This is a genomic window from Dyella sp. CR10, assembly GCF_055814425.1.
In genome coordinates this window covers 4,707,438-4,732,215 of record NZ_CP185986.1, presented here as the reverse complement: position 1 = coordinate 4,732,215, position 24,778 = coordinate 4,707,438, and the positions used below count along the sequence as shown (strand labels likewise).

General features: G+C 65.1%; 20 protein-coding genes. 7 read left to right on the top strand and 13 right to left on the bottom strand.

Going from position 1 to position 24,778, the window contains the following annotated elements:
* Positions 1-65 precede the first annotated feature (65 nt).
* From ACNR9O_RS21290 to ACNR9O_RS21280, 3 genes are all read right to left on the bottom strand, one after another.
* Entirely contained in the window at positions 66-2,276 is a 2,211-nt protein-coding gene (locus ACNR9O_RS21290) for a beta-glucosidase (RefSeq protein ID WP_473684999.1), read from the bottom strand.
* Positions 2,277-2,424: 148 nt separating this feature from the next.
* Positions 2,425-3,132 carry a glutamine amidotransferase gene (locus ACNR9O_RS21285; protein ID WP_473685001.1) on the bottom strand — a complete coding sequence of 236 codons (708 nt, stop codon included), beginning with the start codon at positions 3,130-3,132 and terminating at the stop codon, positions 2,425-2,427.
* A 103-nt stretch (positions 3,133-3,235) separates the two neighbouring features.
* Complete coding sequence (locus ACNR9O_RS21280; RefSeq protein WP_473685003.1) at positions 3,236-4,447, bottom strand: FAD-dependent oxidoreductase; 1,212 nt, start codon at positions 4,445-4,447, stop codon at positions 3,236-3,238.
* Positions 4,448-4,543: 96 nt separating this feature from the next.
* Between ACNR9O_RS21280 and ACNR9O_RS21275 the strand changes: the two genes are divergently transcribed.
* On the top strand, positions 4,544-5,371 hold the full coding sequence (locus ACNR9O_RS21275) for an AraC family transcriptional regulator (protein ID WP_473685005.1): 828 nt from the start codon (positions 4,544-4,546) through the stop codon (positions 5,369-5,371).
* 13 nt (positions 5,372-5,384) lie between these two features.
* Here ACNR9O_RS21275 and ACNR9O_RS21270 read toward each other — a convergent pair whose 3' ends face one another.
* Positions 5,385-6,365: an AraC family transcriptional regulator gene (locus ACNR9O_RS21270; RefSeq protein ID WP_473685007.1), complete on the bottom strand. Its 981-nt coding sequence runs from the start codon at positions 6,363-6,365 to the stop codon at positions 5,385-5,387.
* Positions 6,366-6,472: 107 nt separating this feature from the next.
* On the opposite strand from ACNR9O_RS21270, the gene ACNR9O_RS21265 reads away from it, so the two are divergent.
* On the top strand, positions 6,473-7,675 hold the full coding sequence (locus tag ACNR9O_RS21265) for an MFS transporter (RefSeq protein ID WP_473685009.1): 1,203 nt from the start codon (positions 6,473-6,475) through the stop codon (positions 7,673-7,675).
* 66 nt (positions 7,676-7,741) lie between these two features.
* Here the strand turns inward: ACNR9O_RS21265 and glnA are convergent, their stop codons facing one another.
* Both glnA and ACNR9O_RS21255 read right to left on the bottom strand, forming a co-directional pair.
* Positions 7,742-9,151: a type I glutamate--ammonia ligase gene (gene glnA, locus ACNR9O_RS21260; RefSeq protein WP_473685011.1), complete on the bottom strand. Its 1,410-nt coding sequence runs from the start codon at positions 9,149-9,151 to the stop codon at positions 7,742-7,744.
* Between the two features lie 213 nt (positions 9,152-9,364).
* Positions 9,365-10,255 carry a LysR substrate-binding domain-containing protein gene (locus ACNR9O_RS21255; protein WP_473685013.1) on the bottom strand — a complete coding sequence of 297 codons (891 nt, stop codon included), beginning with the start codon at positions 10,253-10,255 and terminating at the stop codon, positions 9,365-9,367.
* 110 nt (positions 10,256-10,365) lie between these two features.
* On the opposite strand from ACNR9O_RS21255, the gene ACNR9O_RS21250 reads away from it, so the two are divergent.
* The 3 genes from ACNR9O_RS21250 to ACNR9O_RS21240 all read left to right on the top strand — a co-directional run bounded on the left by ACNR9O_RS21250 (position 10,366) and on the right by ACNR9O_RS21240 (position 13,833).
* Positions 10,366-11,073, top strand: a complete 708-nt coding sequence (locus ACNR9O_RS21250) for a glutathione S-transferase family protein (RefSeq protein WP_473685015.1) — start codon at positions 10,366-10,368, stop codon at positions 11,071-11,073.
* 325 nt (positions 11,074-11,398) lie between these two features.
* Complete coding sequence (locus ACNR9O_RS21245) at positions 11,399-12,196, top strand: undecaprenyl-diphosphate phosphatase (protein ID WP_473685017.1); 798 nt, start codon at positions 11,399-11,401, stop codon at positions 12,194-12,196.
* A gap of 56 nt (positions 12,197-12,252) precedes the next feature.
* Positions 12,253-13,833, top strand: coding sequence for a winged helix-turn-helix domain-containing protein (locus ACNR9O_RS21240; protein WP_473685019.1), 1,581 nt, complete (start codon positions 12,253-12,255; stop codon positions 13,831-13,833).
* A gap of 6 nt (positions 13,834-13,839) precedes the next feature.
* On the opposite strand, the gene ACNR9O_RS21235 is transcribed toward ACNR9O_RS21240, so the two are convergent.
* The 7 genes from ACNR9O_RS21235 to ACNR9O_RS21205 all read right to left on the bottom strand — a co-directional run bounded on the left by ACNR9O_RS21235 (position 13,840) and on the right by ACNR9O_RS21205 (position 20,117).
* Positions 13,840-14,979, bottom strand: coding sequence for a serine hydrolase domain-containing protein (locus ACNR9O_RS21235; protein ID WP_473685021.1), 1,140 nt, complete (start codon positions 14,977-14,979; stop codon positions 13,840-13,842).
* Between the two features lie 115 nt (positions 14,980-15,094).
* Positions 15,095-16,489 (bottom strand): XVIPCD domain-containing protein, encoded by a 1,395-nt coding sequence (locus tag ACNR9O_RS21230; protein ID WP_473685023.1) that lies wholly within the window; start codon positions 16,487-16,489, stop codon positions 15,095-15,097.
* A gap of 32 nt (positions 16,490-16,521) precedes the next feature.
* Positions 16,522-17,274: a hypothetical protein gene (locus ACNR9O_RS21225; RefSeq protein WP_473685025.1), complete on the bottom strand. Its 753-nt coding sequence runs from the start codon at positions 17,272-17,274 to the stop codon at positions 16,522-16,524.
* A 92-nt stretch (positions 17,275-17,366) separates the two neighbouring features.
* Entirely contained in the window at positions 17,367-17,819 is a 453-nt protein-coding gene (locus tag ACNR9O_RS21220; RefSeq protein ID WP_473685027.1) for a hypothetical protein, read from the bottom strand.
* A 27-nt stretch (positions 17,820-17,846) separates the two neighbouring features.
* Positions 17,847-18,359, bottom strand: a complete 513-nt coding sequence (locus ACNR9O_RS21215; RefSeq protein WP_473685029.1) for a hypothetical protein — start codon at positions 18,357-18,359, stop codon at positions 17,847-17,849.
* A gap of 127 nt (positions 18,360-18,486) precedes the next feature.
* Positions 18,487-18,939 (bottom strand): lysozyme inhibitor LprI family protein, encoded by a 453-nt coding sequence (locus tag ACNR9O_RS21210; RefSeq protein WP_473685031.1) that lies wholly within the window; start codon positions 18,937-18,939, stop codon positions 18,487-18,489.
* A gap of 218 nt (positions 18,940-19,157) precedes the next feature.
* Positions 19,158-20,117 (bottom strand): LysR family transcriptional regulator, encoded by a 960-nt coding sequence (locus ACNR9O_RS21205; protein WP_473685033.1) that lies wholly within the window; start codon positions 20,115-20,117, stop codon positions 19,158-19,160.
* 142 nt (positions 20,118-20,259) lie between these two features.
* Here ACNR9O_RS21205 and ACNR9O_RS21200 point away from each other — a divergent pair, with 142 nt between their 5' ends.
* The gene (locus tag ACNR9O_RS21200) at positions 20,260-21,453 is read left to right on the top strand and encodes an efflux RND transporter periplasmic adaptor subunit (protein WP_473685035.1); all 1,194 of its coding nucleotides are present in this window, start codon (positions 20,260-20,262) and stop codon (positions 21,451-21,453) included.
* Positions 21,454-21,574: 121 nt separating this feature from the next.
* Entirely contained in the window at positions 21,575-24,772 is a 3,198-nt protein-coding gene (locus ACNR9O_RS21195) for an efflux RND transporter permease subunit (protein ID WP_473685037.1), read from the top strand.
* The last annotated feature ends 6 nt before the right edge of the window (positions 24,773-24,778 follow it).

Below are 24,778 nucleotides of genomic sequence, written 5' to 3'. Positions count from 1 at the left end.
GGGCGGTGCCTAGCATCGGCGCGGAGTTGGAGTTCGCCTGCGGCTCACCCCAACCTACGGTGCGATCAGAACGAGGCGGCCGGAAGCTTCACGCTGACGGGCTTGCCCAGCGTTTCCGACGATGCGCCTTCGACCACGACGTATTCGCCCCCGCGCACTACCCAGCCGTGCTTTGCCGTGTCGAAATCCGCCAGCAGCTTGCGCTCCAACGGAATGCTCACCTCGCGCTTCTCACCCGGCTTGAGGAACACCTTGGTGAAACCGGCGAGACGCTTCGCCTTCGCGCCCGGCACCTGCACGTAGACCTGGGCCACGTCGGCGCCGGCGCGCTTGCCGGTGTTGCTCACGGTCACCGTGGCCGTCACCTTGTCGCCCTTCGCGTCGACCTTGAGCGGGCCGTGTTCGAACGTGGTGTACGAGAGGCCGTAGCCGAAGGGAAACAGCGGCTGGATGCCTTTCATCTCGTACCAGCGGTAGCCGACGTTCGCGCCTTCGATCGCATAGTCCACCGTGTCCGGCGGCGTGCCGCCCGCGGCGGCGGGCAGTTCGGGGCGCGGGAGTTGCGAGACATCGCGTGGCCAGCTGATGGGCAGGCGGCCGGAGGGGTTGATCTTGCCCGAAAGCAGATTGGCGATGCCGGTGCCGGCGTCGCCGCCGGGGTACCAGACTTCCAGCACGGCGCCGACCTGGTCGAGCCAGGGCATGGCGACGGGGCTGCCGTTTTCCAGTACGACGATGGTGTGCGGATTGGCTTTCGCTACCGCGACGACGAGCGCGTCCTGGCCATCCGGCAGTGACAGGTCGGGTGCGTCGAACGCCTCGCCGGCCCACTTCTGCACGAACACCACGGCGACCTTGGACTTGGACGCCAAGGCAGTGGCGGCGGCGACGTCATCGCCGCTCGCGAACTGCACGTTCGCTTTCGGCGCCATCGCCTGCAGCGCCTTCAGCGGTGCATAGGGGTGATACATCACCGGCCCCGGCCAGTCCGTGGGCTTCAGACCCGGCACGGCATTGCCGCCCTTGGCGTTCACCAGCGAAGAGCCGCCGCCGGCCAGCACGCCCTTGTCCGCGTGCGCGCCGATCACGGCGATGGATTCGAGCTTCGACGCATCGAGCGGCAGCAGGCCGTTCTCGTTGCGCAGGAGCACAGCGCCGGCTTCCAGCGTCTCGCGCGCGACGGCGAGGTTGGCCTTCTCGTCGATCGGCGCCTTCTTGGCCGGATGCTCGAACACACCGGCGGCGAACAGGCTGCGCAGCACGCGGCGGGCCATGTCGTCGATGCGCGCCTGCTTGACCTCGCCCTTGGCGAGCGCCTCCTTCAGCGGCGCATCGAAGAAGATCTGCGTGTCGAAGATTTCCGCCGCCGATTCCTGGTCCAGGCCGGCATTCACCGCCTTGGCCGCGCTGTGCACGCCGCCCCAGTCGGACATCACGAAGCCGGGATACTTCCAATCGCGCTTGAGCACCTGGTTGAGCAGGTAGTCGTTCTCGCAGGCCCACTCGCCGTTGATCTTGTTGTACGAGCACATCACCGAACCGGGCTTGCCGCGCTCGATCGCCAGTTCGAACGCGAGCAAGTCGGATTCGCGCATGGCCTGTTCGCCGATCTGCGCGCTAATGGTGGTGCGACCCGTTTCCTGGTCGTTGAGCGCGTAGTGCTTGATGGTGGAGACGACGTGCTGGCTCTCGATGCCGCGAATGGCTTCGCCGACGATGGTGCCGGCCAGCAGCGGGTCTTCGCCGGCGTATTCGAAGTTGCGGCCGTTGCGCGGCTCGCGCATCAGGTTGGTGCCGCCGGCCAGCAGCACGTTGAAGCCCTTGGCGTGCGCTTCGCCGCCGATCATCGCGCCGCCGCGGAAGGCGACTTTCGGGTCCCAGCTAGCAGCTGTGACAGGGCCGGCCGGCAGCGGCGTGGCGTAATCGCCGGGGCGCATGCGGTCGGAGGTGGCCACGCCCAGGCCCGCGTCGCTTTCCTGCAGCGCAGGAATGCCCAGGCGTTCGATCGCGGGAATATAGCCGGCCGAACCGATGTAGCCCGGCGGCGCCGGCTTGTCTTCCGGCTTGCGCGGGCCGGCGAAGTAGCTGCGGATGAGGTGGAATTTCTCGTCCTGGGTGAGCTGCGCCAGCAACAGGTCGGCGCGCTTGTCGGGCGAGAGTTTCGCGTCGCTCCAGGGATGCGCCGCCGGCGCCTGCTGCGCCAGGGCGAAGCCCGCCCAGGTGGCCAGTCCGAATACGATCGCGCACCGCAGTGCGTTGCCGGCTTTGCGTTTCATCCCTCGTCCTCCCTCGGAGCTGGCACGGCCTGTATAGGCTCGCGCCGATGCAGTCACTGAAGGGGCGGAGTATGCACGGCGGGCGATGCCATGTCCGTGGAGGCCAACCGCCGGTGGGCGAAATCATCAAGCTCTCTGGCGAAAATCGTCACTCGCCGGCCTCGCAGCCATCCAGCCATGCGCCGAAGATGGCGCGTGCGGCGCGGGTCAGCGCATCGCCGTGCAATGCGGCGTCCCGGCGAATGGTGGCCGGGTCGATGCGATGCGCCGCCAGCTCGTGCGCATGGCCGATCAGCCAGCGCTCCAGTTGCGCGGGTTCGACTTCCAGATGGAACTGCAGGCCCAGCACGTGCCGCCCGATCGCGAACGCCTGGTTGGGAAAGCCCGGCGTCTGCGCCAGGCGCTGCGCGCAGGCGGGAATCGCGAATTGATCGCCATGCCAATGCAGCACCGGCACGCCGTCGATGGGCTTCAGCACGGAAGCGCGGCCTTCTTCGGTGAGCGTCAGCGGCGCGAATCCGATCTCCACCTTGCCGGTGGCGGCTACGTCCGCGCCGAGCGCCTGTGCGATCAGCTGCGCGCCGAGGCAGATGCCGAGCGTCGGCTTGCCCGCCGCCAGTCGTGCGGCGATCACTGCGCTTTCGCCGACGAGGAAGGGATAGCGCTCGGTTTCGTAGACGCCGATCGGGCCGCCCAGCACCACCAGCAGGTCCGGTGCGACGGCCATGGAGGCATCGATGGCGTCGACGCCGGCCTCGACGTAACGCGCTTCGTAGCCGCGCCCGGCGAGCAAGGGCGCCAGCAGGCCCAGATCTTCGAAAGCGACGTGGCGGATGACCAGGGCGGTGCGGGTCATGCAGGCAGGTTCCTCGGGTGATCGCTGCGGTGAATCGCGTGTGCAATCCGTGCACCTTAGACGACCGGGCACCGCCCGTACCACCGCGATCTCCGCATCTCTTTCAGCGGCTGTCGTCCGGTCGCAGCAATCGCGCCGCGGCATCGCGCGTGGCTCGAAGCGCCAGTTCGGCGCGTCCGCGCATGTCGTTTTCGTAGGTGCGAACCGCGTCGATCACCCGGTCGGGGTGCTCCACGCGCGCCAGCAACGCAGTGAGCCGCGCCGCGTCGCTCAGGGCCGTGTTCGCACCGAGCCCGCCCGCCGGGCTCATCGCATGGATGGCGTCGCCAAGCAGCGTGAAGCGGCCGGATGCCCAAACGGGGACCACCTCCGCCATCAGCACGGGCCGCGCGCTCAAGCTGGCCGGATCGGCCAGGGCAACGAGCCGGCCGATGGCCGGATGCCAGTCGCGCACCGCGGCGTCGACGCGCCGCGCCAGCTCCGAGGCGGCGACCTCGCGCGACAACGTGCCGCCGAGCCGGTCCGCGCGACCGATAAACGCCCAGTAGAAATAGTCGTCCACCGGGCTGAGGCGGCATCCGGGAAAGAGCTCGGCCGCCAGCTCCGGCAGCGCGCGGCGAAAGCGCATGGGCTCGGCGATCAAACTCGCGGCGTCGGCGAACACTACCGTCGGACCGTCGAACAGGGCCGGATCGAGCTGCGCCAGCGTCACGGCGGTCAGCGGCGTCTTGCCGTAGAGCGTGATGGTGCCCGTATCGACCGGCGCCGATGCGGGAAGCCAGCGCTCGCGCAGGCGGGAGGACACGCCGTCGGCGGCGACCAGCAGATCGAAGCGACGGCGCTCGCCATCGGCGAAGAAGGCCGTCGCGCTATCGGCGTCGGTATCGACGTCCAGCACCGGCGCGCCATGGTGGATCGCGCGCTCGAGCCCGTGGCCGAGAATCTCGCGCAGGGTCTGGCGGTTCGCGCTGAGGTCGCCGCCGCCATCGCTGTCGTCGTCGCCCGCGTCGCGCGTGGGTTGCCAATGGATTGGGCGCCGCTCGTCGAGCACGCGGAAATCCCGGTCGACAAAGCGGCTGGTCGCGTTGCGCGTCGCGCAGCTGTGGCGGAACAGGCGGGCGGCTTCGGGCGCGAGACAGGCGGTCAGCGCGCGCTGACCGTCGGCATCGATGCGCAGGCGATAGCCCTGCCCGCGCCCATCGGACGCCGGATCGCGCTCGAAAATCTCCACTCGATGGCCTGCCCGGGCCAGACCCTGGGCGAGACACAGGCCGCCGAGTCCGGCGCCCGCGATGCCGATATGCAACTGGCGCATGGCTTGTCTCCTGAGGATGCGATGCGTCCATGGTCGGCTCGAGCGGGCGCGACGGAGTAACGGCAAACGACCGAAAAATGGTGAAATCTGTTCATCATGGACGCGCCTTCTCTCCACGCTCTTTCGCCACTCGCTCCTGCCGACCTGAGCGAGTGGCTGGCCGGCCCTGCGCTGATCGCCCTGCGCGGCGGCGACGAGCCCGGCAGCGAATACCGGCTCGGCAGCCGCGAATACGACTGGCACCGCCACGCGCGCGGCCAGGTGTTCTGCGTGGAGAGCGGCTTTCTCGACGTGCGCACGCCGCACGGCGCCTGGCTGCTGCCGCCGCACCGGGCGGGCTGGATGCCGCCGGGTGTGCCGCACCAGGTACGGGTGAGCGGCGCGCTCGCCGGCTGGAGCCTGCTGGTAGCACCCGGCCCGGCCCGGCGGCTGCCGCGCGAACCCTGTGTGATCGGTGTGTCCGATGTGCTGCGCGCGCTGGTGCTGCGCGCCGAGGATTGGGACAAGCAAGCGTCGCTGTCGCGCGAGCAGGCGCGCATCGCGGCAGTGATTCTCGACGAGATCCGTCGCGCGCCGCACGAACCGCTGCACCTGCCGATGCCGAGCGATGCGCGACTGCGACGCGTGACGCAGGCGCTGATGGAGGATCCGGGCGATCCGCGCACGCTCGAGGCCTGGGCGGCGTGGGGCGCCATGTCGGCCAGCACGCTGCGCCGGCGTTTCATGGCGGAAACCGGCCTGTCCTTCGCGCAATGGCGCCAGCAGGCGCAGCTGGCGCGCGCGCTGGCGATGCTCGCGCGCGGCGAACGCGTAACGCAGGTCGCCGATGCGCTCGGCTATGCCTCGCCGAGCAATTTCATTGCGATGTTCCGGCGCGCTTTCGGCGAAGCGCCGGCGCGCTTCTTCGCCGCGCGCCGCGCGTGAAGAAAGTGCCGCATCAAGGCGCCGCGGTGCCGGCCTGCGCGCGTGCGCGCACCGCGCCAGGCGGATGCCCCACGGTGCGCTTGAATGCGCGGCTGAAAGCGGCGATCGAACCGTAGCCGAGGCGATAGGCCACGCTTTCGATGGGCTCGCAGTCGCGCGCGATCCACTGCGCGGCCAGACGCATGCGCAGCTCGGTGAGATAGCGCACCGGGGTCATGCCGGTGACGGCGAGGAAGCGCTCGGCGAAGACCGAGCGAGAGCTGTCCATCTGCGCGGCCAGCTCGGCCACGGTCCAGTTCCGGCCCGGCTCGCGGTGCAGCGCCAGCAGCACTTTGCCCAGGCGCGGATCGCGCAAGGCTTCCACCCAACCGGTGGCATCGCCACAACCGCATTCCACCCAGCCGCGCACGATGAAAGCCGAAACCACGTCGGCCAGGCGCGCGAGGATGCCGGCCGAGCCGGCGCGCGGCGCCTGCGATTCGCGCTCCATCGCGTCGAGCATGGCGCGCAGTTCTGGATTTCGCTCCAGCAGCGTGCCGACCAGCATGACTTCGGGCATCGCGGCAACCAGCGATTGCATGCCGCCCAGGTCGAATTCCATGCAGCCGGCGAAGATCAGCGCGCTGTCGCCGCTCGGTGCCTCGGCGTCGGCACAGGCGCGGACTGTCGCGCACAGATCGGTGCTGTGCAGCGCGCCGACGTCCTTGCAGGCGGCTTCGGCTTCCGGCGCCGACAGCAGCCGATGCGCGCCGCCGCGCGGCAGCAAGGCCGCGGTGCCCGTGTCCAGGCGGTGCAGGGTGCCGCCCGGACTGCGCAGATAAACCGGGCCGCGCCCGATGAAATGGAACTGCGCCCGGCCGGGCGCCTCGCCGAAGTTCAGGCCGAACGGCGCGGCGACTTCGATGCGCCTGTACTGCACGCCCACCAGACGCATGCCCAGCAGCAGCTCGCTGGCCAAGTCGTGCGGCGCGGAAGGGGGAAGCGGAGCATCCATCGCTGTATCGGACGATCGATCAAATATCAAAGAGCCCACATCATAGACCGTCCGAGCCAAGCTTCCTACTCTGCGCTGCATCGCAACATAGCCGGAGTGAAAATCCGATGGATGCACAGGTAGGAAAGATAGAACCGGGCCTGGCGCGGGACACGCCCGCCTGGGGAGCGGTGTGGTCGCTGACCCTGGGCGTGTTCGGCCTGGTCACGGCTGAATTTCTGCCGGCCAGCCTGCTCACGCCGATGGCGGCCAGCCTGGGCGTGAGCGAGGGCCTGGCCGGCCAGGCGGTGACCGCCACCGCGGTCGTGGCGATGGTCACCAGCCTGCTGATCTCGACCGTGACGCGGAACATCGACCGGCGCTGGGTGCTCGTCGCCTTCTCGGTGCTGCTGATTCTGTCCAACCTGCTGGTGGTGTTCGCGCCGAACCTTGTCGCGGTGCTGGCCGGGCGCGTGCTGCTGGGCATCGCCATCGGCGGTTTCTGGACCATGTCCGCGGCAACCGCCATGCGGCTGGTACCGGAGGCACACGTGCCGCGCGCGCTGTCGTTGATCTTCGCCGGCGTATCGCTGGCCACCATCGCCGCGGCGCCGATGGGCAGCTACTTCGGCGCGCTGATCGGCTGGCGCAATGTGTTCCTGCTCGCCACCTCGCTTGGCGTCGTGGCCCTGGCGTGGCAGTTGCTCACGCTGCCGCGCATGCCGCCTAGCGGCACCACCAGCCTGCGTACGCTGGTGGACGTGCTGCAGCGGCCCGGCATGGCGCGCGGCATGCTGGCCTGCACGCTGGTATTCACCGGCCACTTCGCTTTCTTCACGTACCTGCGCCCGTTCCTGGAGAACGTCACCGGCGTGGGCGTGAGCGGGCTGTCGGCGATCCTGCTCGGCTTCGGCGTCGCCAATTTTGTCGGTACGTCGCTGGCCGGCATGGTGCTGGAGCGCAATCTGCGCACGATGCTGCTGGCCATGCCGCTGTTGATGAGCGCGATTGCCATCGCCCTGGTCACCATCGGACGCATGCCAACCGCGCATGCGGTGCTAGTGGCGCTGTGGGGCATGGCCTTCGGCGGCGTGCCGGTGGCGTGGTCCACCTGGATCACACGAACGGTGCCGGATCAGGCCGAGAGCGGCGGCGGCCTGATCGTGGCCGGCGTGCAGCTGGCGATCAGCCTGGGCGCGGCGCTGGGCGGCGCGATCTTCGACGTCAGTGGCGCGCGCGGCGTGTTCGGCGGCAGTGCGCTGGTGCTGGCGGGGGCTGCGCTGATCATTCTGTTCGGCTTCCGCGTGCGGGCCGCCGCGACCGCATCCTGATCGTCCACGCAAAAACAGAACGGGCGCCGAAGCGCCCGTTCTGTCCCTCCCACGTTCCGACGCGCGTCAGAGCGCGTAGTACATCTGGAACTCCAGCGGATGCGTGCTGGCGCGATAGCGGGTGACTTCCTGCATCTTCAGCGCGATGTATGCGTCGATGAAGTCGTCGGTGAACACGCCGCCGGCCTTGAGGAAGTCGCGGTCCTTGTCCAGCGCTTCCAGCGCCTGGTCGAGGCTGGAGCACACCTGCGGGATGTTCTTCTCTTCTTCCGGCGGCAGGTCGTACAGATCCTTGTCGGCCGGCGCGCCCGGGTCGATCTTGTTAATAATGCCGTCGAGGCCGGCCATCATCAGCGCGGTGAACACCAGGTAGCCGGAGTTCATCGGATCGGGGAAGCGCACTTCGATGCGGCGGCCCTTCGGATTGGACACGTACGGGATGCGGCAGCTGGCCGAGCGGTTGCGGGCCGAGTAGGCCAGCATCACCGGCGCCTCGAAGCCCGGCACCAGGCGCTTGTAGCTGTTGGTGGTGGAGTTGGCGAAGGCGTTGATGGCCTTGGCGTGCTTGAAGATGCCGCCGATGTACCACAGCGCGGTCTGGCTCAGGCCGCCGTACAGGTCGCCGGCGAACAGGTTCTTGCCGTCCTTCGCCAGCGACTGGTGCACGTGCATGCCGCTGCCGTTGTCGCCGACGATCGGCTTGGGCATGAAGGTCACGGTCTTGCCGTTCTGGTGGGCGACGTTCTTGATGACGTACTTCATCGTCAGCAGTTCGTCGGCCTTCTTCACCAGCGTGTTGAACTTCACGCCGATCTCGCACTGGCCCGCGTTGGCCACTTCGTGGTGATGCACTTCCACCACCTGGCCGAGCGACTCGAGCACTTTGCACATGTCCGCGCGCAGGTCGCCCAGCGAGTCGACCGGGCTGACCGGGAAGTAGCCGCCCTTCACGCCCGGGCGGTGGCCGGTGTTGTTGTCTTCGTACTTGTAGCGCGAGGACCACGCGGCTTCTTCGGAGCCGATTTCGTAGAACACGCGGCCCATGTCGTTCTGCCAGCGCACGGAGTCGAAGATGAAGAATTCCGGCTCCGGACCGAAGAAGGCGGTGTCGGCGATGCCGGTGGACTTCAGGAAGGCCTCGCCGCGCTTGGCGATGGATCGCGGGTCGCGGCCATAGGCCTGCATGGTGCTCGGCTCGAGCACGTCGCAGTGCAGAACCAGCTGGGTGTGGCCGCTGAACGGATCGAGGTACGCCGTGTCCGGGTCGGGCAGCAGGATCATGTCCGACTCGTTGATGCCCTTCCAGCCGGCGATCGAGGAGCCGTCGAACATCTTGCCGTCCTCGAAGGTCGACTCGTCGATGGCATGTGCCGGGAACGTGACGTGGTGATGCTTGCCGAGCATGTCGGCGAAACGCAGGTCGACGAACTCGACATCGTGTTCCTGGATCAGGTCGAGCACTTTCTGGGCGGACATGACGAACCTCGGTGGGTAGAGATGTGGGAAAACGACAGACTCTTTGGCAAGCTCCATGCCAAGGCAAGGAGACCTGCCGCATCAGCCACTTGCGTCGGCGCGGCGTGAAGCCGACCGCACGCATTGCACCTCGTCGGCGCTTTTTCGGAACCAGTTTTGCACCATTGCAGCGCAGCACCATCGCCGCGCGGAAACAAGCCGCCATCCTAGCCGTCATTCCTCAGCCAGACACGTGACCAGGAACTCGACGGCCGCACGCACGCCCGGCAGCAACCCGCGGCGATGCGGCATCACCAGCGTGGTAGCGACGCTGCCGGCGGTCCAACCGGGCAGGACGCGCCGCAGCCGGCCGGCCTCCAGCGCTTCGCGGCACATGCGCGCGGGTGCGCAGACGATGCCCAGCCCGGCCTGCGCGCCATGCAGCAGCGCCACGGATTCATTGGCGGTCATGCGTGGTCGCGGTGCCATGCGGATCGTGTCGCCGTGGCCATTGGCGAGCTGCCACTGATCCGCGCCGGCGCCGACCAGCAGCCCGTCGTGCTGTTGCAGGTCCATCGGCGTTTCCGGCACGCCGCGCCGCGCCAGGTAATCAGGCGCGGCAACCAGAATGACCGGATCGACCCGCACCTGCCGCTGCACCAGTCCCGAATCCGGCAGCGGGGCGAAATGGCTGCGCACGGCGATGTCGTAGCCCTCCTGCACCATGTCGACGAAGCGGTCGGTGACATCCAACTGCAGATGCAAGCGCGGATACAGCACGGCCAGCCTCGGCAGATGTGGCGCCAGGTCGAGCTGCGCGGTAGGCACCGACGCGGTGATGCGCACCGTGCCGCTGGGCTCACTGGCGCGGCTGCGCACGATGTCCTCGGCGGCTTCCGCCTCGATCAGCGCGGCGCGCGCGTGTTCATGGAAGTCGCGCCCCAGCTCGGTGAGCGCGAAGCTGCGCGAGGTGCGCAGGATCAGCCGCGTTTCCAGCGCACTCTCCAGCTCGGCAACACGCTTGCTCACGGTGGACTTGGGCACGCCCAGGCGTCGTCCCGCCGCGGCGAAGCCGCCCTGCTCCACGGCGGCGACGAAGAACTTCAGATCATTGAGGTTGAGCATGCAAAGGCGACATATGTGGACGATAAGTCCATTTATGACCGTCTACCGGCTCGAAGTCCACGCCATTAGCTTTTCCGCCACGCCGGATGTGCCGGCATGGAGAAAAACGCATGACCCCTATCCTGTTCTATGGCGTGCCCTCGGGCTGCTCGTTCGGTTCCATCGTCGCGCTGGAGTGGCTCGGCGCGCCCTATCGGCTGTGCCGCATCCAGATGCCCGAAGAGGTCTCCGGCGACGCCTTCAAGCGCATCAATCCCGCCGGCGAAACACCCGCCCTGCTCACCGCCGACGGGCGGGCGCTCAGCGAGAGCGCCGCGATCCTCCACCACATCAACACGCTGGGCATCGGAAGCGGCCTGGGCTTCGCGCAGGGCAGCGCGGACTTCGACCGCTTCAATCAGGTGCTGGGTTTCCTCAACACCACGTTCTTCAGTTCGTTCGCGTCGCTGTGGTACGTGCTGGAACACGACACCGATGCCGACGCCAAGCGCGTACTCACCGACTACGGCCGCGCCCGCGTGCAGCGCGCGCATGCGCTGCTCGAGACCATGCTCGGCGATCGCCCGTGGCTGGTCGGCGGTCGGCCGGGCATCGTCGATGCCTACTTCGCGGGCCTCGCGCGCTGGACGGCGTACCACGACGTGGTGAACCGCGCTGACTTTCCGCGGCTGCAGCGCTTGTTCGAGAAGGTGGAAGCGGAACCGGCCGTGCAATTCGCGCATGCAATCGAGCAGCAGCGCGAGGCGAAGAGCACGGGCGGCTTCCTGGGCGAGATTGCGTTCGAGGACGCGCTCGGGGCGTTGAAGATCGCGGCGTAAACGCCGGTCGGCATGAGTCGAAGGCGAACCCCGGCGTTGCGGTCACGCCGGGATTCGCTCCGCTCACCCACGCTGGGCGCGTCGCGTCATATCACCGTCATATCCGCGCACTCGCGTGCGGCACCCAGCCTTCTTCGCGCCTCGACCCGATGGCGCGAACGCTTGCGCGCAGCACGCATCGATCCCGCATTGCCAGCGATGCGCGCGCGAGTCCATGGCGCAAGAACCTCCGCATGAACCGGCCGCCAGCAAGCGGGCCTCGGCCGTGCCCCAAGGCGAGAGCTAGCGCTTAAGCTATGGCGCTTTGTGGCCCGGAGTCTCGTACGTGAACGATCTGATCAACGTCGTCCTGCTCGGCATCATCGAGGGCATCACCGAGTTCCTGCCCATCTCCAGCACCGGCCATCTGCTGATCGCCGAGAAGCTGGGACTGGGCGAGCGCTCGGACCTGTTCAACGTGGGCATCCAGGCCGGCGCGATCCTTGCGGTCACCTTCATCTATTGGAAGCGCATCTGGCAGCTGCTGACGCAGTGGCGCGATCCGGCCAATCGCGATTACCTGCTCAAGCTGTTCGTAGCCTTCATGATCACTGCCGTGCTGGGCTTCGTGGTCACCCACATGGGCTTCAAGCTGCCCGAGGCGGTCACGCCGGTAGCGTGGGCCCTGGTCATCGGCGGTTTCTGGATGATCGGCGCCGAGCAGATGGCAGCGCGCCAGGTCGACCGCACCAAGGTCACCTGGACAGTGGCGATCCTGGTCGGTGTGGCGCAGATCGTCGCCGGCGTGTTCCCCGGCACCTCGCGTTCGGCCGCGACCATTTTCGCGGCCATGCTGGCCGGCACCAGCAACCGTGCTGCCGCCACGGAATTCGCTTTCCTGGTCGGCATTCCCACCATGTACGCCGCCACCGGCTACGAGCTGCTCAAGGTGGTCAAGAGCGGCGGCGCCGCGCACGAGGACTGGACCGCGCTGGCGGTGGGCTTCGTGGTGTCGGCCATCGTCGCTTTCGTCGCGGTGAAATGGCTGCTGGGCTATATCCGCACGCACCGCTTCACGCCGTTCGCGATCTACCGCATCGCGCTGGGCGTGGCGCTGCTGCTGCTGATGCCCGCCGGGGCCTGACCGCACCGGTCCGATCCGTGACATAGTCGCCGCGCCTTTCGCCGGCGACGACGCGCATGGATCTGCCGCAACACTACCGCTTGCTCGATCTGCACATCGACCTGGCCCGCCAGCGCGTGACGCGCGATGGCGCGCGGCTGGACGTGCAGGGCCTGAACTTTCAGCTGCTGGCCTGCCTGCTGCGCCACGGCGATGCCGTGGTGGATTTCGACACGCTGATGGCCGAGGTATGGGCGCCGGCTGTCGTCAATGAGGAAACCGTCACTCAGCGCGTGAAGCTGCTGCGCCAGGCGCTGGGCGACGACGGGCGCAACCCGCGCTACATCCGCTCCGTCCGCGGGCGCGGCTACCAGCTGTGCGAGGCGCCGGTGGTCGCCGAGACGCTGGTCGTGCAAGAACCCGTCGCGCGGCAACGCCGGCCTGGCATCTGGGCCGTCGGTGCAGCCGCGCTCGTGGCTGCGGTGGCGGGCGGTGGTTGGTGGTGGCATCACACCACGATGGACGCCGGCCGCGCCGATCCCACCCGCGCTCTGTTGAGCCGCGCCGCTTATTACGCCGGCATCGGCCAGAAGGACAACAACGAACGCGCGATCAACCTGTACCAGCAAGTACTGGCGCGCGCTCCCGCCAATACCGCGGCGCGCCTGGGCCTGAGCCGGGCCTATAGCGCGCGGGTCTGCCTGTACAACTTTCCTTACGAGTGGGCGCAAGCCGCCCAGCGCGAAGCCCAAGCGGTCACCGAGGCCGAGCCGCGCAATGCCGATGCCTGGACCGCGCTGGCCTATGCCCACGATTGCCGCGGCGAGCTGGGCGCGGCGTTGCGCGCCTATGAGAAGGCGGTGGCACTGGATCCCGGCAATGACGCGGCGCGCGCTTCGGCGGCCTACCTCTATCAGGAGCAGGGCCGGCTGGCCGAAGCGCTGCGCGCCAACCTCGAACTACGCGGCGATCCCGCCCGCGTGCGGTTCCGCGATGTGCAGATCGCGCGCGAACTGGAGTTGCTGGGCTTCGACGATGCCGCGGAACGGCGACTGCGCGAGAGCTTCCAGCTGTATCCGGACAATGTCTTCTCCAACATCGCCTGGCCGCGGCACCTGTTCCTGCAAGGACGTTTCAAGGAAGCGCAGGAAGCGCTCGATCAGGCGGCGGGACGCCATACGCCCCATGTGGATCTCTACGTGCTGACTGGCGAGCTTGCCTTGCTGCGCGGCGATCGCGACGCGGCGCGCCACGCGTTCGATCAGGCAAGCGAGCTGCGTCCTCAGATGAGCTTGCCCGCTACGCTGGCGGCACTTTATGCATCGACACCTCCCGCAGCCGCCTGGCTGGACGCGCACATCGCGGAGTTGCAACAAGGATTCGCCGCAGGCGCGGGCTATCCCTCCGACCTGCTCGAACTGGCGATGCTGCAGGATGCGCGCGGGCTGCGCGCCGACGCCCTGCATTCGGTGGAAGCAGCCGTGCAAGCCGGCTACAGCGATCGCGCCTATCTGCAAACGTCCCCGCTGCTACATCGACTCGCCGGCGAACCGGCCTATGCCGCGGCAATCGATACGCTGAGCCGACGCGTCGCGGCACAGCGCGCGCAGGTGCTGGCTGCCGACTGGCGACCTGCGGACCTGCGCGACGCTCGGTAGCGCACGTCAAGGTGCCGACGCGGCCTTCAACAGGTATTCGCGCAAGATCTCCTGCGATTGGGGATGCGCATAGCGCTGGTTATAGGCGCTGCTGGTGACTACGGCGACCAGCCGCCGCGACGGCACCACGAACACGTAGTTGCCACCATTGCCGCTCATTGCCCATACCGGCGCATCGATGCCCGTGATCGGCTTGCGGAAACACCACCACAGATAGCCGTAGTCGGCGTCGTCGCGGGCCTCAGCGCGCACAGTGAGCATGGCGTCGATCCACTTTGCGGACATCACCTGCCTCCCTTGCCAGCGGCCTTCGTCCAGGACGAGCTGGCCGAGCTTGGCCAAGTCGCGGCTGCGATAGCGCGTGCCGCCACCGCCCATGCCGATGCCGAGCGGCGATGCGTTCCATTGCGAGCGCACGATTCCCAGCGGCTTCTCCAGCGACTCGGCGGCGAACCGCGCCAGCGGCTTGCGGGCCGCGCGCTCGACGATGGCCCCCGCGACGAACGCACCGGCCGTGCAATAAGAGAATGCGCGACCATGCGGGCTGTCCTGCGGCTTCGTCATCCACGGCGCGAAACCCTTGATGGGCAGATCCAGGGCGAACTGCAGCCAGTCCTCGCTGACGTACATGCGCTCTTCGTTGCCGGAAGAGAATTCGTTCTCGTCGTTGCATTCCCACAGCGAACTCATGGTCAGCAGATCTTCCAGCGTGATCGCCTGCTTGCGCGGGTCCTCGTGCTGGATGGGCTGCTTGTCGGGAAAGTATCCATAGACCTTCGCCTGCACGCTCGGGATCAGCCCGCGGTCGATCGCCGCGCCGACCAGCAATGCGGTCACGCTCTTGCTCGCCGAGCGCACGTCGTTGAGCTGGTCCGCGGTACCGCCATTGAAGTAGGCCTCGTAGACGAGTTTGCCGTCGCGGGCGACGAGGACGCTCGTGATGCCTTTGTAGCCACCATCGGCGAGCTTGGCCTCCAGGGCGGCGAAGCGGCTGGTATCGAGATGCTCGACACGGGCATCGGCGACACGCCAGCCGTCATCGCGCGAAACGGGCGGCTGATACTCAGCCGCGCTCAGCGAGAGGGAGCAGACGGCAAACGGAATGGCGAGGACGAGACACCGGGCAAGACGTGGGCAGCAAGGCATCGAAAAACTCCATGAGCGGGTGCCGCGGAGTCCAGCGCAGTGGCGAATGAAGGGGCGGAAGAGCGAATGAAGAATTCTGAAGTCGCGGCGCTTCAAAGACTTAGATATGGCCGGATCACCTTGCCATCGACGGAGCGGCCTGCTCTTGCTGCTGAGCCTGCTGCCGTTGCGACGCCTGTTCCTGGTGCTCCTGGAATTGCTGCATCGCCCGCGGCCACTGCGCGCCGCTCTGCTCCATCGGCGTGTTCAAAGCTTGGACCGTATCGACCTTGCAGTGCTGGTCGAAGAAGTGGTCGCGCGCGCCGGGCGGCCGCTGGGCACCCCATAGGGCACCGGCGTCCTCGCTGAGGGCGACCTGGTCGATCCGCTGCAGGCCGGCCTCACGAGCGGACACCGTCAAAGCCGACGCAAGCTGATCGCTGCGCTGGTCCGGCGTGCGGCCGTTCTGCTGGTCAAGCTGGTAAACCAGCTCGCGCGTTCTCAGATAGAACGCATTGTCCGGGTGGCCGGGATCGTCCAGGCGGGCCGGACACGACCATTCATAGGAATTCTTGTTGGCCTGGGCCAACGCCTTGGTCTGTTCGTCGAGCGCTTTGAACGTGTCAGAACCGGCGACGCCATCGGCTTTCAGGTTGTGATCGCGTTGGAAGGCCTCTACGGCGGCTTTGGTGGATTTACCGAAATCGTTGTCGGAAGCGAGGCGGTTTCCATGGGTATCGGTATAACCAAGATCGGCAAGTTTCGTCTGGAGTTCGCCGACCTTTTCGCCTTGCATACCTTGCCGAAGTACGGCAGCAGGATTTGATACTTCGCCAGAGACGGCGGTGGATGCCGCCAACGCTTCGCGGGCCTGCTCCGGTGTCCACTTAACTTCATCCGAGTATTTTTGGTAATCGGAAAGTATGTCCGTCATCCTCTGGTAGGCGTCGGACACGGAGATACTTCCGTTCTTATAAAGGCCTGGGTTGTGCGCGATCACCGCTTTGCTGAGGATCTTATCTATTCGCTCATCGGGTGTATTCCGCAGGGCATCCAGAAAAACTCTGCCGGTCCCTGCACCCAGATTGTGATACGCGTAGATATTGGTCGAGACGTCGTCTCCGCCTCGCCCCGCAACGGAAGCGATGTTCTCTCGAGTGAGCTCCGCGAACATCCCTGCCTGCAATTTCTTATCTTCTCGATACTGTGCAGAGTTGGCCTGATCCGACGTCAAGCTTGACGCATCGGTTACACCGTATTTTTCACCGTGTCTCCGTAGCAGGGAGGTCCATGTGTCATTGGTTATCTGCCCATAGCCATATGCACTGGACATTGCGAGTACGCCGTCATACTGACGGACGGCATTCTTCGTCGCGTCTGAACTGATCGGCCGAGCGGTGGAGTCATATTGAGACTCCAAGCCAGCCATTTTCGCCATAACGCCTGGATCAATGCCAGCTATGTTCGCTGCCTCGACGAGATCCGCTTTGGCCTGCTCCCAGCGCGTATCTATCCTGCTGTTCTGACTCATGGCACATGTCCTTATGTAGTGACCGGATCGAGCTACGGAAGCTTGTAAATCCTCCTTGTCGCGTCGAACGTCACATAGAATTGCTTGATCTGTTTGCCATCCTTCATCTTCTTCACCACCAAGGGATACATCTCGCGAGCAGCAGTATCACGAGTGACACTCACCTCATAGCTGATGTCCTGATTTCGTTCCTCCATATCAGGAATAGCGCTGACATTTGAAAACAAACCATCGAAGTCCGCGACGATGACGTAGTTGCCTACTAGAATTCCTTGCCAGTCACCGCCAGTCGCAAAAATCCACCCGTATTTGTGGGGACCCAGCTTCGTAAATTCCGCATCGCTGCAACCGCAGGAGCCCAAGGAGCCGGATTCCATATCTTTGCTGCTGGCTCGAAGTACCCACTGGTTGGTGTCATCGTCATGAGTAGCCTTGAAAGCACCCATCAAACCCGACTGGTAATGTGCATAGCGATAGTCGGCATCGCCTCTAATGTCATCCCGGTTGTATGACATGAAATAAACCGTCCGGACGCCATTGACATCGACCTGTTCTGGCTTCCCCGCCTTCATGCAATATGCGATCGATTCGCCATGGGCATCCTTTGCTTCATATGCCCAGCAGCCATGCTTTTCGTCAAAGTGATTTCCGTACTGATCGCTCATGATCGCTTGGACCAGCATCTGCACGTCTTGATCCGCCATCCCTCCAGGGAAGGTCTTTCCTTCATCAGTCGCTGAGCGCGCGCTTGCACCATGCGCACCCAAGAGAAGGAGAACTGCCACTACGACTCTCGTCAACATGATCGCCGTCCCATGTAGTAGTTGAGTGATATCGCACGGCGCAGTTGGCTGTGCCAGCACATCGGCTAGCGAACTTAGCAAACACTCCAGATGACGTCTGTCGGCCGAGGACTACACCACGTCCGAGAGCAGATTGCCTTTTGGGCATCGCGGAGCGTCACATCCTCCTTTCCAGTGATGTAGCCCTGGATATCCGGTCGCTTCCGCGGCAACAGATACTCGTTGAACACCTGGTCTTGTAGTTCAGGAGTGAACTTTGCGGATGGATCGATACCCAGGCTATCGACTGCCCCCTTAAGTGTTCCCGGGATAAGCTGATGCTTGCCGACAGCGAACATGACGTCCTGGTCGTCTTTCGTCAGGCTCTGACGCCGTCGGATTTCCTCAATCGTCATCTGAGAGAAATCGACCACCTGATTAGCAGGAATGATCTTCGTTTTCCCGTTTTCGTCCTTGGTCGTTCCACGATTGTAGGAGTTGTAGTTACCTTCACCGCTCCCTATCAATTCCAGCAGGGGATTGCTCATGCAAGACGCTCCTTGTCAGTTACCTAATTAATCCAAAGGAATGACATTAATGCTTGACGTATATTCCCAACCCAACACAACAAAGCCTCCAGCACTACCGGGCTCATCCAACTCTCTCATGTCCCCATAGACAGTCACGCTAAGAGGCGTGCCGTTCTTGACGTAATGCATCACGCTATAGCCATCGGAGGTCGATCTGAAAAGCTCCGGGACCAGCTCGCATACTCTGCATTCGATATCACTCTGGCTCTTGCCACAGCGGTCTTGGTAATCGGCACCAAGCACATCCTCTCGGCAATTCGGATTGATAACTGGCCGCCATCCATCAGCGATAAGCTTTTTCCTGAAATCCGCGAAGGATGCGATCTTCTTGTAGTCAGGTCCGAGCTTTGCTCTGGACACTTTCACAACGTCTTTTTTTTTCGCCAGACCGCTTACGGAAGCCGGCTTCGTTGGAGCCTCGCTCTCCGCACGCCCTGCTGCAGATGAGTTTGCCCATAGCACGGCTGCGCCCAGGATTACCGAGCAAAAAGTTCGCATCTCATTACCTCACTTTGGGTTCCATCCGATATTTCATCGGTTGATCCTTTTGCTTTGGCCAGTTCGGAATTCTTGAGAGAACAAGACTTCATCTTTGAATTCTCGATGCCTTCCCCCCTTGCCTGCACTAGATTTTGTCTTTCGCCAACTTCAGATATCGTTCTAGGACATTTGCTCTCTCACAGATCCGGAATATCTCGTTCTGCGAGATTTGCAGGTTGTCGACCTGCTCGCCACCATACAGATCTTCTTCCAACGCTACATCCTCGTCTTGCAACTTGATCCAGCTACGCTCCGCAGCGATCAAAGCAGGCCGTGCTTTTTCGTCGATGACGCCAAGCAACTTCTTATAGACGTGGTTTAGTCGCTTGTCTTGATAGTCACGCTCGGCCGAAAGACACGCACCAGAGGCCAGGGCGTCCAAGTCGGCTCTGTCGATGCATTTGTAAGACGTCGCGGTGATGCCAGGAGGCGCCTTCTTCCTGATCATGCTGGCCACTCCCCCCTGGGCGTCTGCCGCTTGATTGAGAGTAGTGCATAGAAGAACGAATGAAATGCCAGCGATGGCCAATGATTTCATCGCTTCTCTCCATTTTGATTCTCTTGATACGCGCCTTTCGAAAGAGCGATAGGCAATTCATAACCACGATGATCGCCGTCCCATACGATAAAAAGAATCGAGCACATGGCGCAGCGGGCCGCACCAGCACATCGGCCAGCGAACTTAGCAAACACTCCAGATGACGTCTGTCGGTGGAGGACTACACCACGCTCGAGAAATGATGTGCGTGCGCGAAATCAGGCACTCAAGCGCTCAGACGATTCCGCTTTCTCGACCGCCACCGGCCCCTTCTTGTAGCCAGGCTCGTTGGTGCGCTCGAACAACTCGCGCACCCATTCGATGAAAGCCTGCACGCGCGCCGACAGATGCTTCTTCTGCGGATAGACGATCCACACCGGCTTGCCGGTGGAGATGGTGTCGGTCATCACCAGCTTGAGCATGCCTTTGTCGAGCATGCAGCAGACCAGCATGTGCGGGGCCTGGGTGATGCCGAGGCCGGCGGCAGCGGCCTGGATGACCGATTCGCCGTCGTTGATCAGCAGATGGGCATCGATGTCGACGCCGACCTGGCCGCTGGGCGTCTCGAACTGCCACTGGCGGGGGCGGCCGTTGGGATAGACGTAGTTGATGCAGCGGTGATGCTTGAGATCTTCGATGCTGCGCGGCGCGCCGTACTTGGCGAGGTACTCGGGCGAGGCGCAGACCACGTTGCGCAGGTAGCCGATCTTGCGGGCGATCAGGCTGGAATCCTCGAGCTCGCCCACGCGGACGGCGCAATCGATGCCTTCTTCGTTGAGATCCGCCGGGCCGTCGCTCATGGACAGTTCCAGCCGGATATCGGGGTAGCGGCGCTCGAAATCGTCCAGCCGCGGAATGATGGCGGCTCGGCCCACGGCCGTCGAAATGCCCACCCGAAGCCGGCCAGTCGGCTTGCGGTTGGCGTAGTTCAGCGCCTCGGTGGCCTCCGCCAGATCGGCAAGGATCTCCTTGCAACGCGCATGGAACGCAGCTCCATCGTCGGTTAACCGCAAGGAACGGGTCGACCGGAACAACAATCGGGCGCCGAGCCGTTCTTCCAGTCGCGATACCGCGCGGCTGACCCCGGAGGGGGTCATGCCCAACTGCGTGGCGGCGGCGGCGAAGCTCTTGGCTTCTACCACCCGGACGAAGGCTGATATTGCGGCAAAGTCTTCCATAGGGACGATTCTCTGCTGATTCGTGACTCAGAGTCACTACTGCATTGCACAAGAAAGGTATTTTCTATACCAGAAAGTACACCTATTCTCTCGCGCCTCGAACGGATCCAACGAATCGGTTCACTAATTCTCGGAGCGCATCATGAAGAAACGATGGATCTTCACCACCCTCGCCGTGGTTGCCGTGGCCGGCAGCTGGGCGGTGCTCGGCAGCCACGGCGAAACCCACGCCCAGGCCGCTGCCGGCGGGCCGCCCGAAGTGACCGTCGCCCAGGTGCTGATCCGCCCGGTCAGCGATTCCAACGAATTCACCGGTCGCCTGCAGGCGGTGGACACCATCCAGCTGCGGCCCCGCGTGAGCGGCTATGTCGACTCGGTGCATTTCACCGAAGGCGCCGCCGTCAAGAAAGGCCAGCTGCTGTTCCGCATCGATCCGCGTCCCTACCAGGCCGAAGTGGATCGTCTGCAGGCCAATCTCAACCAGGCCCGCTCGGAACTGGGCCTGGCCGACGCCAACGCCGCCCGCGCGCAGAAGCTGCTCGAGCAGCACGCCATCTCGCGTGAGGAAAGCGATCGCCTGACCACCGGCGCGCAAAGCGCCAAGGCCCAGCTCGCTTCGACCAGCGCGGCGCTCGAAGCGGCCAAGCTCAATCTCGGCTTCACCGAAGTGCGCGCGCCGATCGACGGCCGGGTGAGCAATGCCCTGGTCACCCCGGGCAACCTGGTCACCAGCAACGACGTGCTGACCAGCGTGGTCAGCGTGAACCCGGTCTACGCCTACTTCGACGTGGACGAGCACAGCTACCTCAAGCTCGAGCAGCTGCGCCGCGAGCGTGGCGTGGCGCCGAAGGTGGCGATGGCGCTGTCCAATGAACAGGGCTTCCCGCACGCCGGCCGCATCGACTTCGTCGACAACCAGCTGCGTCCGGGCTCCGGCACGATCCGGCTGCGCGCGGTGTTCGACAACGCCGACGGCAGCTACACGCCGGGTCTGTACGTGCGCGTGCAGCTGCGCAGCGACAGCCAGCGTCCGCGTGCGCTGATCGACGACCGCGCGGTGGCTACCGATCTGGGCAACAAGTACGTGCTGGTGCTGAAGGACCGCAAGGTCGAATACCGGCGTATCGTTACCGGCCCGCTGCTCGATGGCTTGCGCGTGGTCGACGAAGGCCTCGGCAAGGACGACGTGGTGGTGGTCAACGGCCTGCAGCACGTGCGCCCCGGCGCCGAAGTGAACGCGACCAAGGTGGCGATGGAAACCCGCAGCCTCGACAGCGGCAAGCAGCTGGCACAGAGCGGCGGCGGCAGCGCCGACAAGGTCGCCGCCAAGGACTGACCCAACGCCACACCCTCCGCCGTTCGCGCGGCGGAGGGCAAGGAACGCAACGGTACCTTTCGGCGCGCCACCGGCGCGCCCCGGGGCCGGCTTGTCCTAAAGAACTCTCAGGACCGATCCGATGAAAATCGCCCAATTCTTCGTGGACAGGCCTATTTTGGCTGGCGTCCTATCCGTACTGATCGTCATCGCGGGCGGCATCTCGCTGTTCAAGTTGCCGATCTCCGAATACCCCGAAGTAGTGCCGCCCACCGTGGTCGTGCGCGCCAGCTATCCCGGCGCCAACCCCAAGGTGATCGCCGAAACCGTCGCCACGCCGCTGGAAGAACAGATCAACGGCGTGGAAGGCATGCTCTATACGTCCTCGCAGTCCACCAGCGACGGCGCGATGACACTGACCGTCACCTTCGCGCTGGGCAGCGACCTGGATAACGCCCAGGTGCAGGTGCAGAACCGCGTGGCGCAGGCCCTGACCAAGCTGCCGCAGGAAGTGCAGCGGCTGGGCGTGACCACGCAGAAGAGCTCGCCCGACCTCACCATGGTCGTGCACCTGACCTCGCCCGATAACCGCTACGACATGCTGTACCTGTCGAACTACGCGCGCCTGCACATCAAGGACCAGCTGGCGCGCCTGAACGGCGTGGGCGACGTGCAGCTGTTCGGCGCCGGCGAGTACAGCATGCGCGTGTGGCTGGATCCGGAGAAGCTGGCCTCGCGCCAGCTCACCACCGGCGACGTGATCCATGCGATCCAGGAACAGAACGTGGCCGTGGCCGCCGGCGCGCTCAATGCGCCGCCCGGTCCCGGCAATGCCGCGTTCCAGCTCAACATCAACACGCAGGGCCGCCTGGTCAACGAGGAAGACTTCCTCAATATCATCGTGCGCACCACCGCCGACGGCGGCGTCACCCATCTGCGCGACGTGGCTCGCGTGGAACTGGGCTCCAACAACTATGCACTGCGCAGCCTGCTGGACAACCAGCCGGCGGTGGCCATCCCGATCTTCGCCCGCCCGGGCTCCAACGCCATCCAGATCTCCGACGAAGTGCGCGCCACCATGGCGGAGCTGAAGAAGGAGTTCCCGCAGGGCATCGACTACCACATCGTGTACGACCCGACCGTCTTCGTGCGCGGCTCGATCGAGGCGGTGGTGCATACCCTGTTCGAAGCCATCGCCCTGGTGGTGCTGGTGGTGATCCTGTTCCTGCAGACCTGGCGCGCCTCGATCATTCCGCTGGTGGCCGTGCCGGTGTCGCTGATCGGCACCTTCGCGGTGATGTACGTCGCGGGCTTCTCGCTCAACGCGCTGTCGCTGTTCGGCTTGGTGCTGGCGATCGGCATCGTGGTGGACGACGCCATCGTGGTGGTGGAGAACGTCGAGCGCCACATCGAGCACGGCATGCGGCCGAAGGAGGCCACGCGCCAGGCGATGAAGGAAGTGACCGGGCCGATCGTGGCGACGGCGCTGGTGCTGTGCGCGGTGTTCGTGCCGACGGCCTTCATCAGCGGCCTGACCGGCCAGTTCTACCGCCAGTTCGCGCTGACCATCGCCATCTCCACGGTGATCTCCGCGTTCAACTCGCTGACCCTGAGCCCGGCGCTGGCCGCGATCCTGCTGCGCGATCATGACGCACCGAAGGACAAGCTCACGGTGTGGATGGACAAGGGCCTGGGCTGGCTGTTCCGTCCGTTCAACCGCGTGTTCACCAGCGGCGCCAACCGCTACGTCGGCGGTGTGAAGCGCATCCTGCGCGCCGGCACCGTCACTTTGATGGTCTACGGCGGCCTGGTCGCGCTGGGCTTCCTGGGCTTCGCCCACGTGCCGACCGGTTTCGTGCCGCAGCAGGACAAGCAGTACTTGGTGGCGTTCGCGCAGCTGCCCGATGCGGCTTCGCTCGATCGCACCGAAGACGTGATCCGCCGCATGAGCGACATCGCCCTCAAGCAGCCGGGCGTGGAAAGCGCGGTAGCGTTCCCGGGCCTGTCGATCAACGGTTTCACCAACAGCACTAACTCCGGCATCGTGTTCGCCACGCTCAAGCCGTTCGAAGAGCGCCGCGATGCGTCGATGTCCGCCGGTGCGATCTCGATGGCGCTCAACCAGAAGTTCGCCGGCATCCAGGACGCGTACATCGCGGTGTTCCCGCCGCCGCCGGTGATGGGCCTGGGCACGATCGGCGGCTTCCGCATCCAGATCGAGGACCGCGGCGACGTCGGCTTCGAGGAGCTGTTCAAGCAGACCCAGAACCTGATCGCCGAAAGCCGCAAGACGCCGACCCTGGCCGGCCTGTTCTCCAGCTACCAGGTGAGCGTGCCGCAGATCGACGCCGACGTGGACCGCGAGAAGGCCAAGGCCGAAGGCGTGGATCTGGCCGATGTGTACCAGACCATGCAGGCCTACATGGGCTCGCTCTACGTCAACGACTTCAACCGTTTCGGCCGCACCTACCAGGTCAACGTGTCCGCCGACCAGCACTTCCGCCGTGAGCCGGAAGACCTGCTGCAGCTGCGCACTCGCAATGCGCGCGGCGAGCCGATCCCGCTGGGTTCGTTCCTGACCGTGCGCCAGGGCGTGGGTCCGGATCGCGTGCAGCACTACAACGGCTATCCCACCGCCGAGATCAATGGCGGCCCGGCACCGGGCTTCAGCTCGGGCCAGGCGCAGGACGCGATGGAGAAGCTGGCGCGCGAGAATCTGCCCAACGGCATGTCGTTCGAGTGGACCGAGCTGACTTATCAGCAGATCCTCGCCGGCAATACCGCGGTGCTGGTGTTCCCGTTGTGCGTGCTGCTGGTGTTCCTGGTGCTCGCTTCGCTGTACGAGAGCCTGACCCTGCCGCTGGCGGTGATCCTGATCGTGCCGATGGTGCTGTTGTCCGCGATCTCCGGCGTGTGGCTGTCCGGCGGCGACAACAACATCTTCACCCAGATCGGCCTGATCGTACTGGTCGGCCTGGCCTGCAAGAACGCAATCCTGATCGTGGAGTTCGCCCGCGAAGCGCAGATCCTCGAAGGTATGGATCGCAAGCAGGCCGTGCTGGAAGCCGCCCGCCTGCGTCTGCGCCCGATCCTGATGACCTCGATCGCTTTCATCATGGGCGTGGTGCCGCTGGTCACCTCGCACGGCGCCGGCGCGGAGATGCGTCATGCGATGGGCGTGGCGGTGTTCGCCGGCATGCTGGGCGTCACCTTCTTCGGCCTGATCTTCACCCCGCTGTTCTACGTGATCATCCGCGGCTGGAGCGAGCGCGCCGAAGCGCGCCGCGCCGCCCGCCGCGCCGCCAAGGGCCTCAACACGCCCGCGCTGGAGGAACACTGATGTCTA

Excerpts from the sequence above, each read along its gene's own strand:
- ACNR9O_RS21240 (WP_473685019.1), top strand. The coding sequence starts at position 12,253 with ATGGATCTGCCGCAACACTACCGCTTGCTCGATCTGCACATCGACCTG.
- ACNR9O_RS21235 (WP_473685021.1), bottom strand. The coding sequence starts at position 14,979 with ATGCCTTGCTGCCCACGTCTTGCCCGGTGTCTCGTCCTCGCCATTCCG.
- ACNR9O_RS21220 (WP_473685027.1), bottom strand. The coding sequence starts at position 17,819 with ATGAGCAATCCCCTGCTGGAATTGATAGGGAGCGGTGAAGGTAACTAC.
- ACNR9O_RS21200 (WP_473685035.1), top strand. The coding sequence starts at position 20,260 with ATGAAGAAACGATGGATCTTCACCACCCTCGCCGTGGTTGCCGTGGCC.
- ACNR9O_RS21285 (WP_473685001.1), bottom strand. The coding sequence starts at position 3,132 with ATGACCCGCACCGCCCTGGTCATCCGCCACGTCGCTTTCGAAGATCTG.
- ACNR9O_RS21205 (WP_473685033.1), bottom strand. The coding sequence starts at position 20,117 with ATGGAAGACTTTGCCGCAATATCAGCCTTCGTCCGGGTGGTAGAAGCC.
- ACNR9O_RS21270 (WP_473685007.1), bottom strand. The coding sequence starts at position 6,365 with ATGGATGCTCCGCTTCCCCCTTCCGCGCCGCACGACTTGGCCAGCGAG.
- ACNR9O_RS21255 (WP_473685013.1), bottom strand. The coding sequence starts at position 10,255 with ATGCTCAACCTCAATGATCTGAAGTTCTTCGTCGCCGCCGTGGAGCAG.
- ACNR9O_RS21215 (WP_473685029.1), bottom strand. The coding sequence starts at position 18,359 with ATGCGAACTTTTTGCTCGGTAATCCTGGGCGCAGCCGTGCTATGGGCA.
- glnA (WP_473685011.1), bottom strand. The coding sequence starts at position 9,151 with ATGTCCGCCCAGAAAGTGCTCGACCTGATCCAGGAACACGATGTCGAG.
- ACNR9O_RS21250 (WP_473685015.1), top strand. The coding sequence starts at position 10,366 with ATGACCCCTATCCTGTTCTATGGCGTGCCCTCGGGCTGCTCGTTCGGT.
- ACNR9O_RS21210 (WP_473685031.1), bottom strand. The coding sequence starts at position 18,939 with ATGAAATCATTGGCCATCGCTGGCATTTCATTCGTTCTTCTATGCACT.
- ACNR9O_RS21265 (WP_473685009.1), top strand. The coding sequence starts at position 6,473 with ATGGATGCACAGGTAGGAAAGATAGAACCGGGCCTGGCGCGGGACACG.
- ACNR9O_RS21290 (WP_473684999.1), bottom strand. The coding sequence starts at position 2,276 with ATGAAACGCAAAGCCGGCAACGCACTGCGGTGCGCGATCGTATTCGGA.
- ACNR9O_RS21195 (WP_473685037.1), top strand. The coding sequence starts at position 21,575 with ATGAAAATCGCCCAATTCTTCGTGGACAGGCCTATTTTGGCTGGCGTC.
- ACNR9O_RS21275 (WP_473685005.1), top strand. The coding sequence starts at position 4,544 with ATGGACGCGCCTTCTCTCCACGCTCTTTCGCCACTCGCTCCTGCCGAC.
- ACNR9O_RS21230 (WP_473685023.1), bottom strand. The coding sequence starts at position 16,489 with ATGAGTCAGAACAGCAGGATAGATACGCGCTGGGAGCAGGCCAAAGCG.
- ACNR9O_RS21280 (WP_473685003.1), bottom strand. The coding sequence starts at position 4,447 with ATGCGCCAGTTGCATATCGGCATCGCGGGCGCCGGACTCGGCGGCCTG.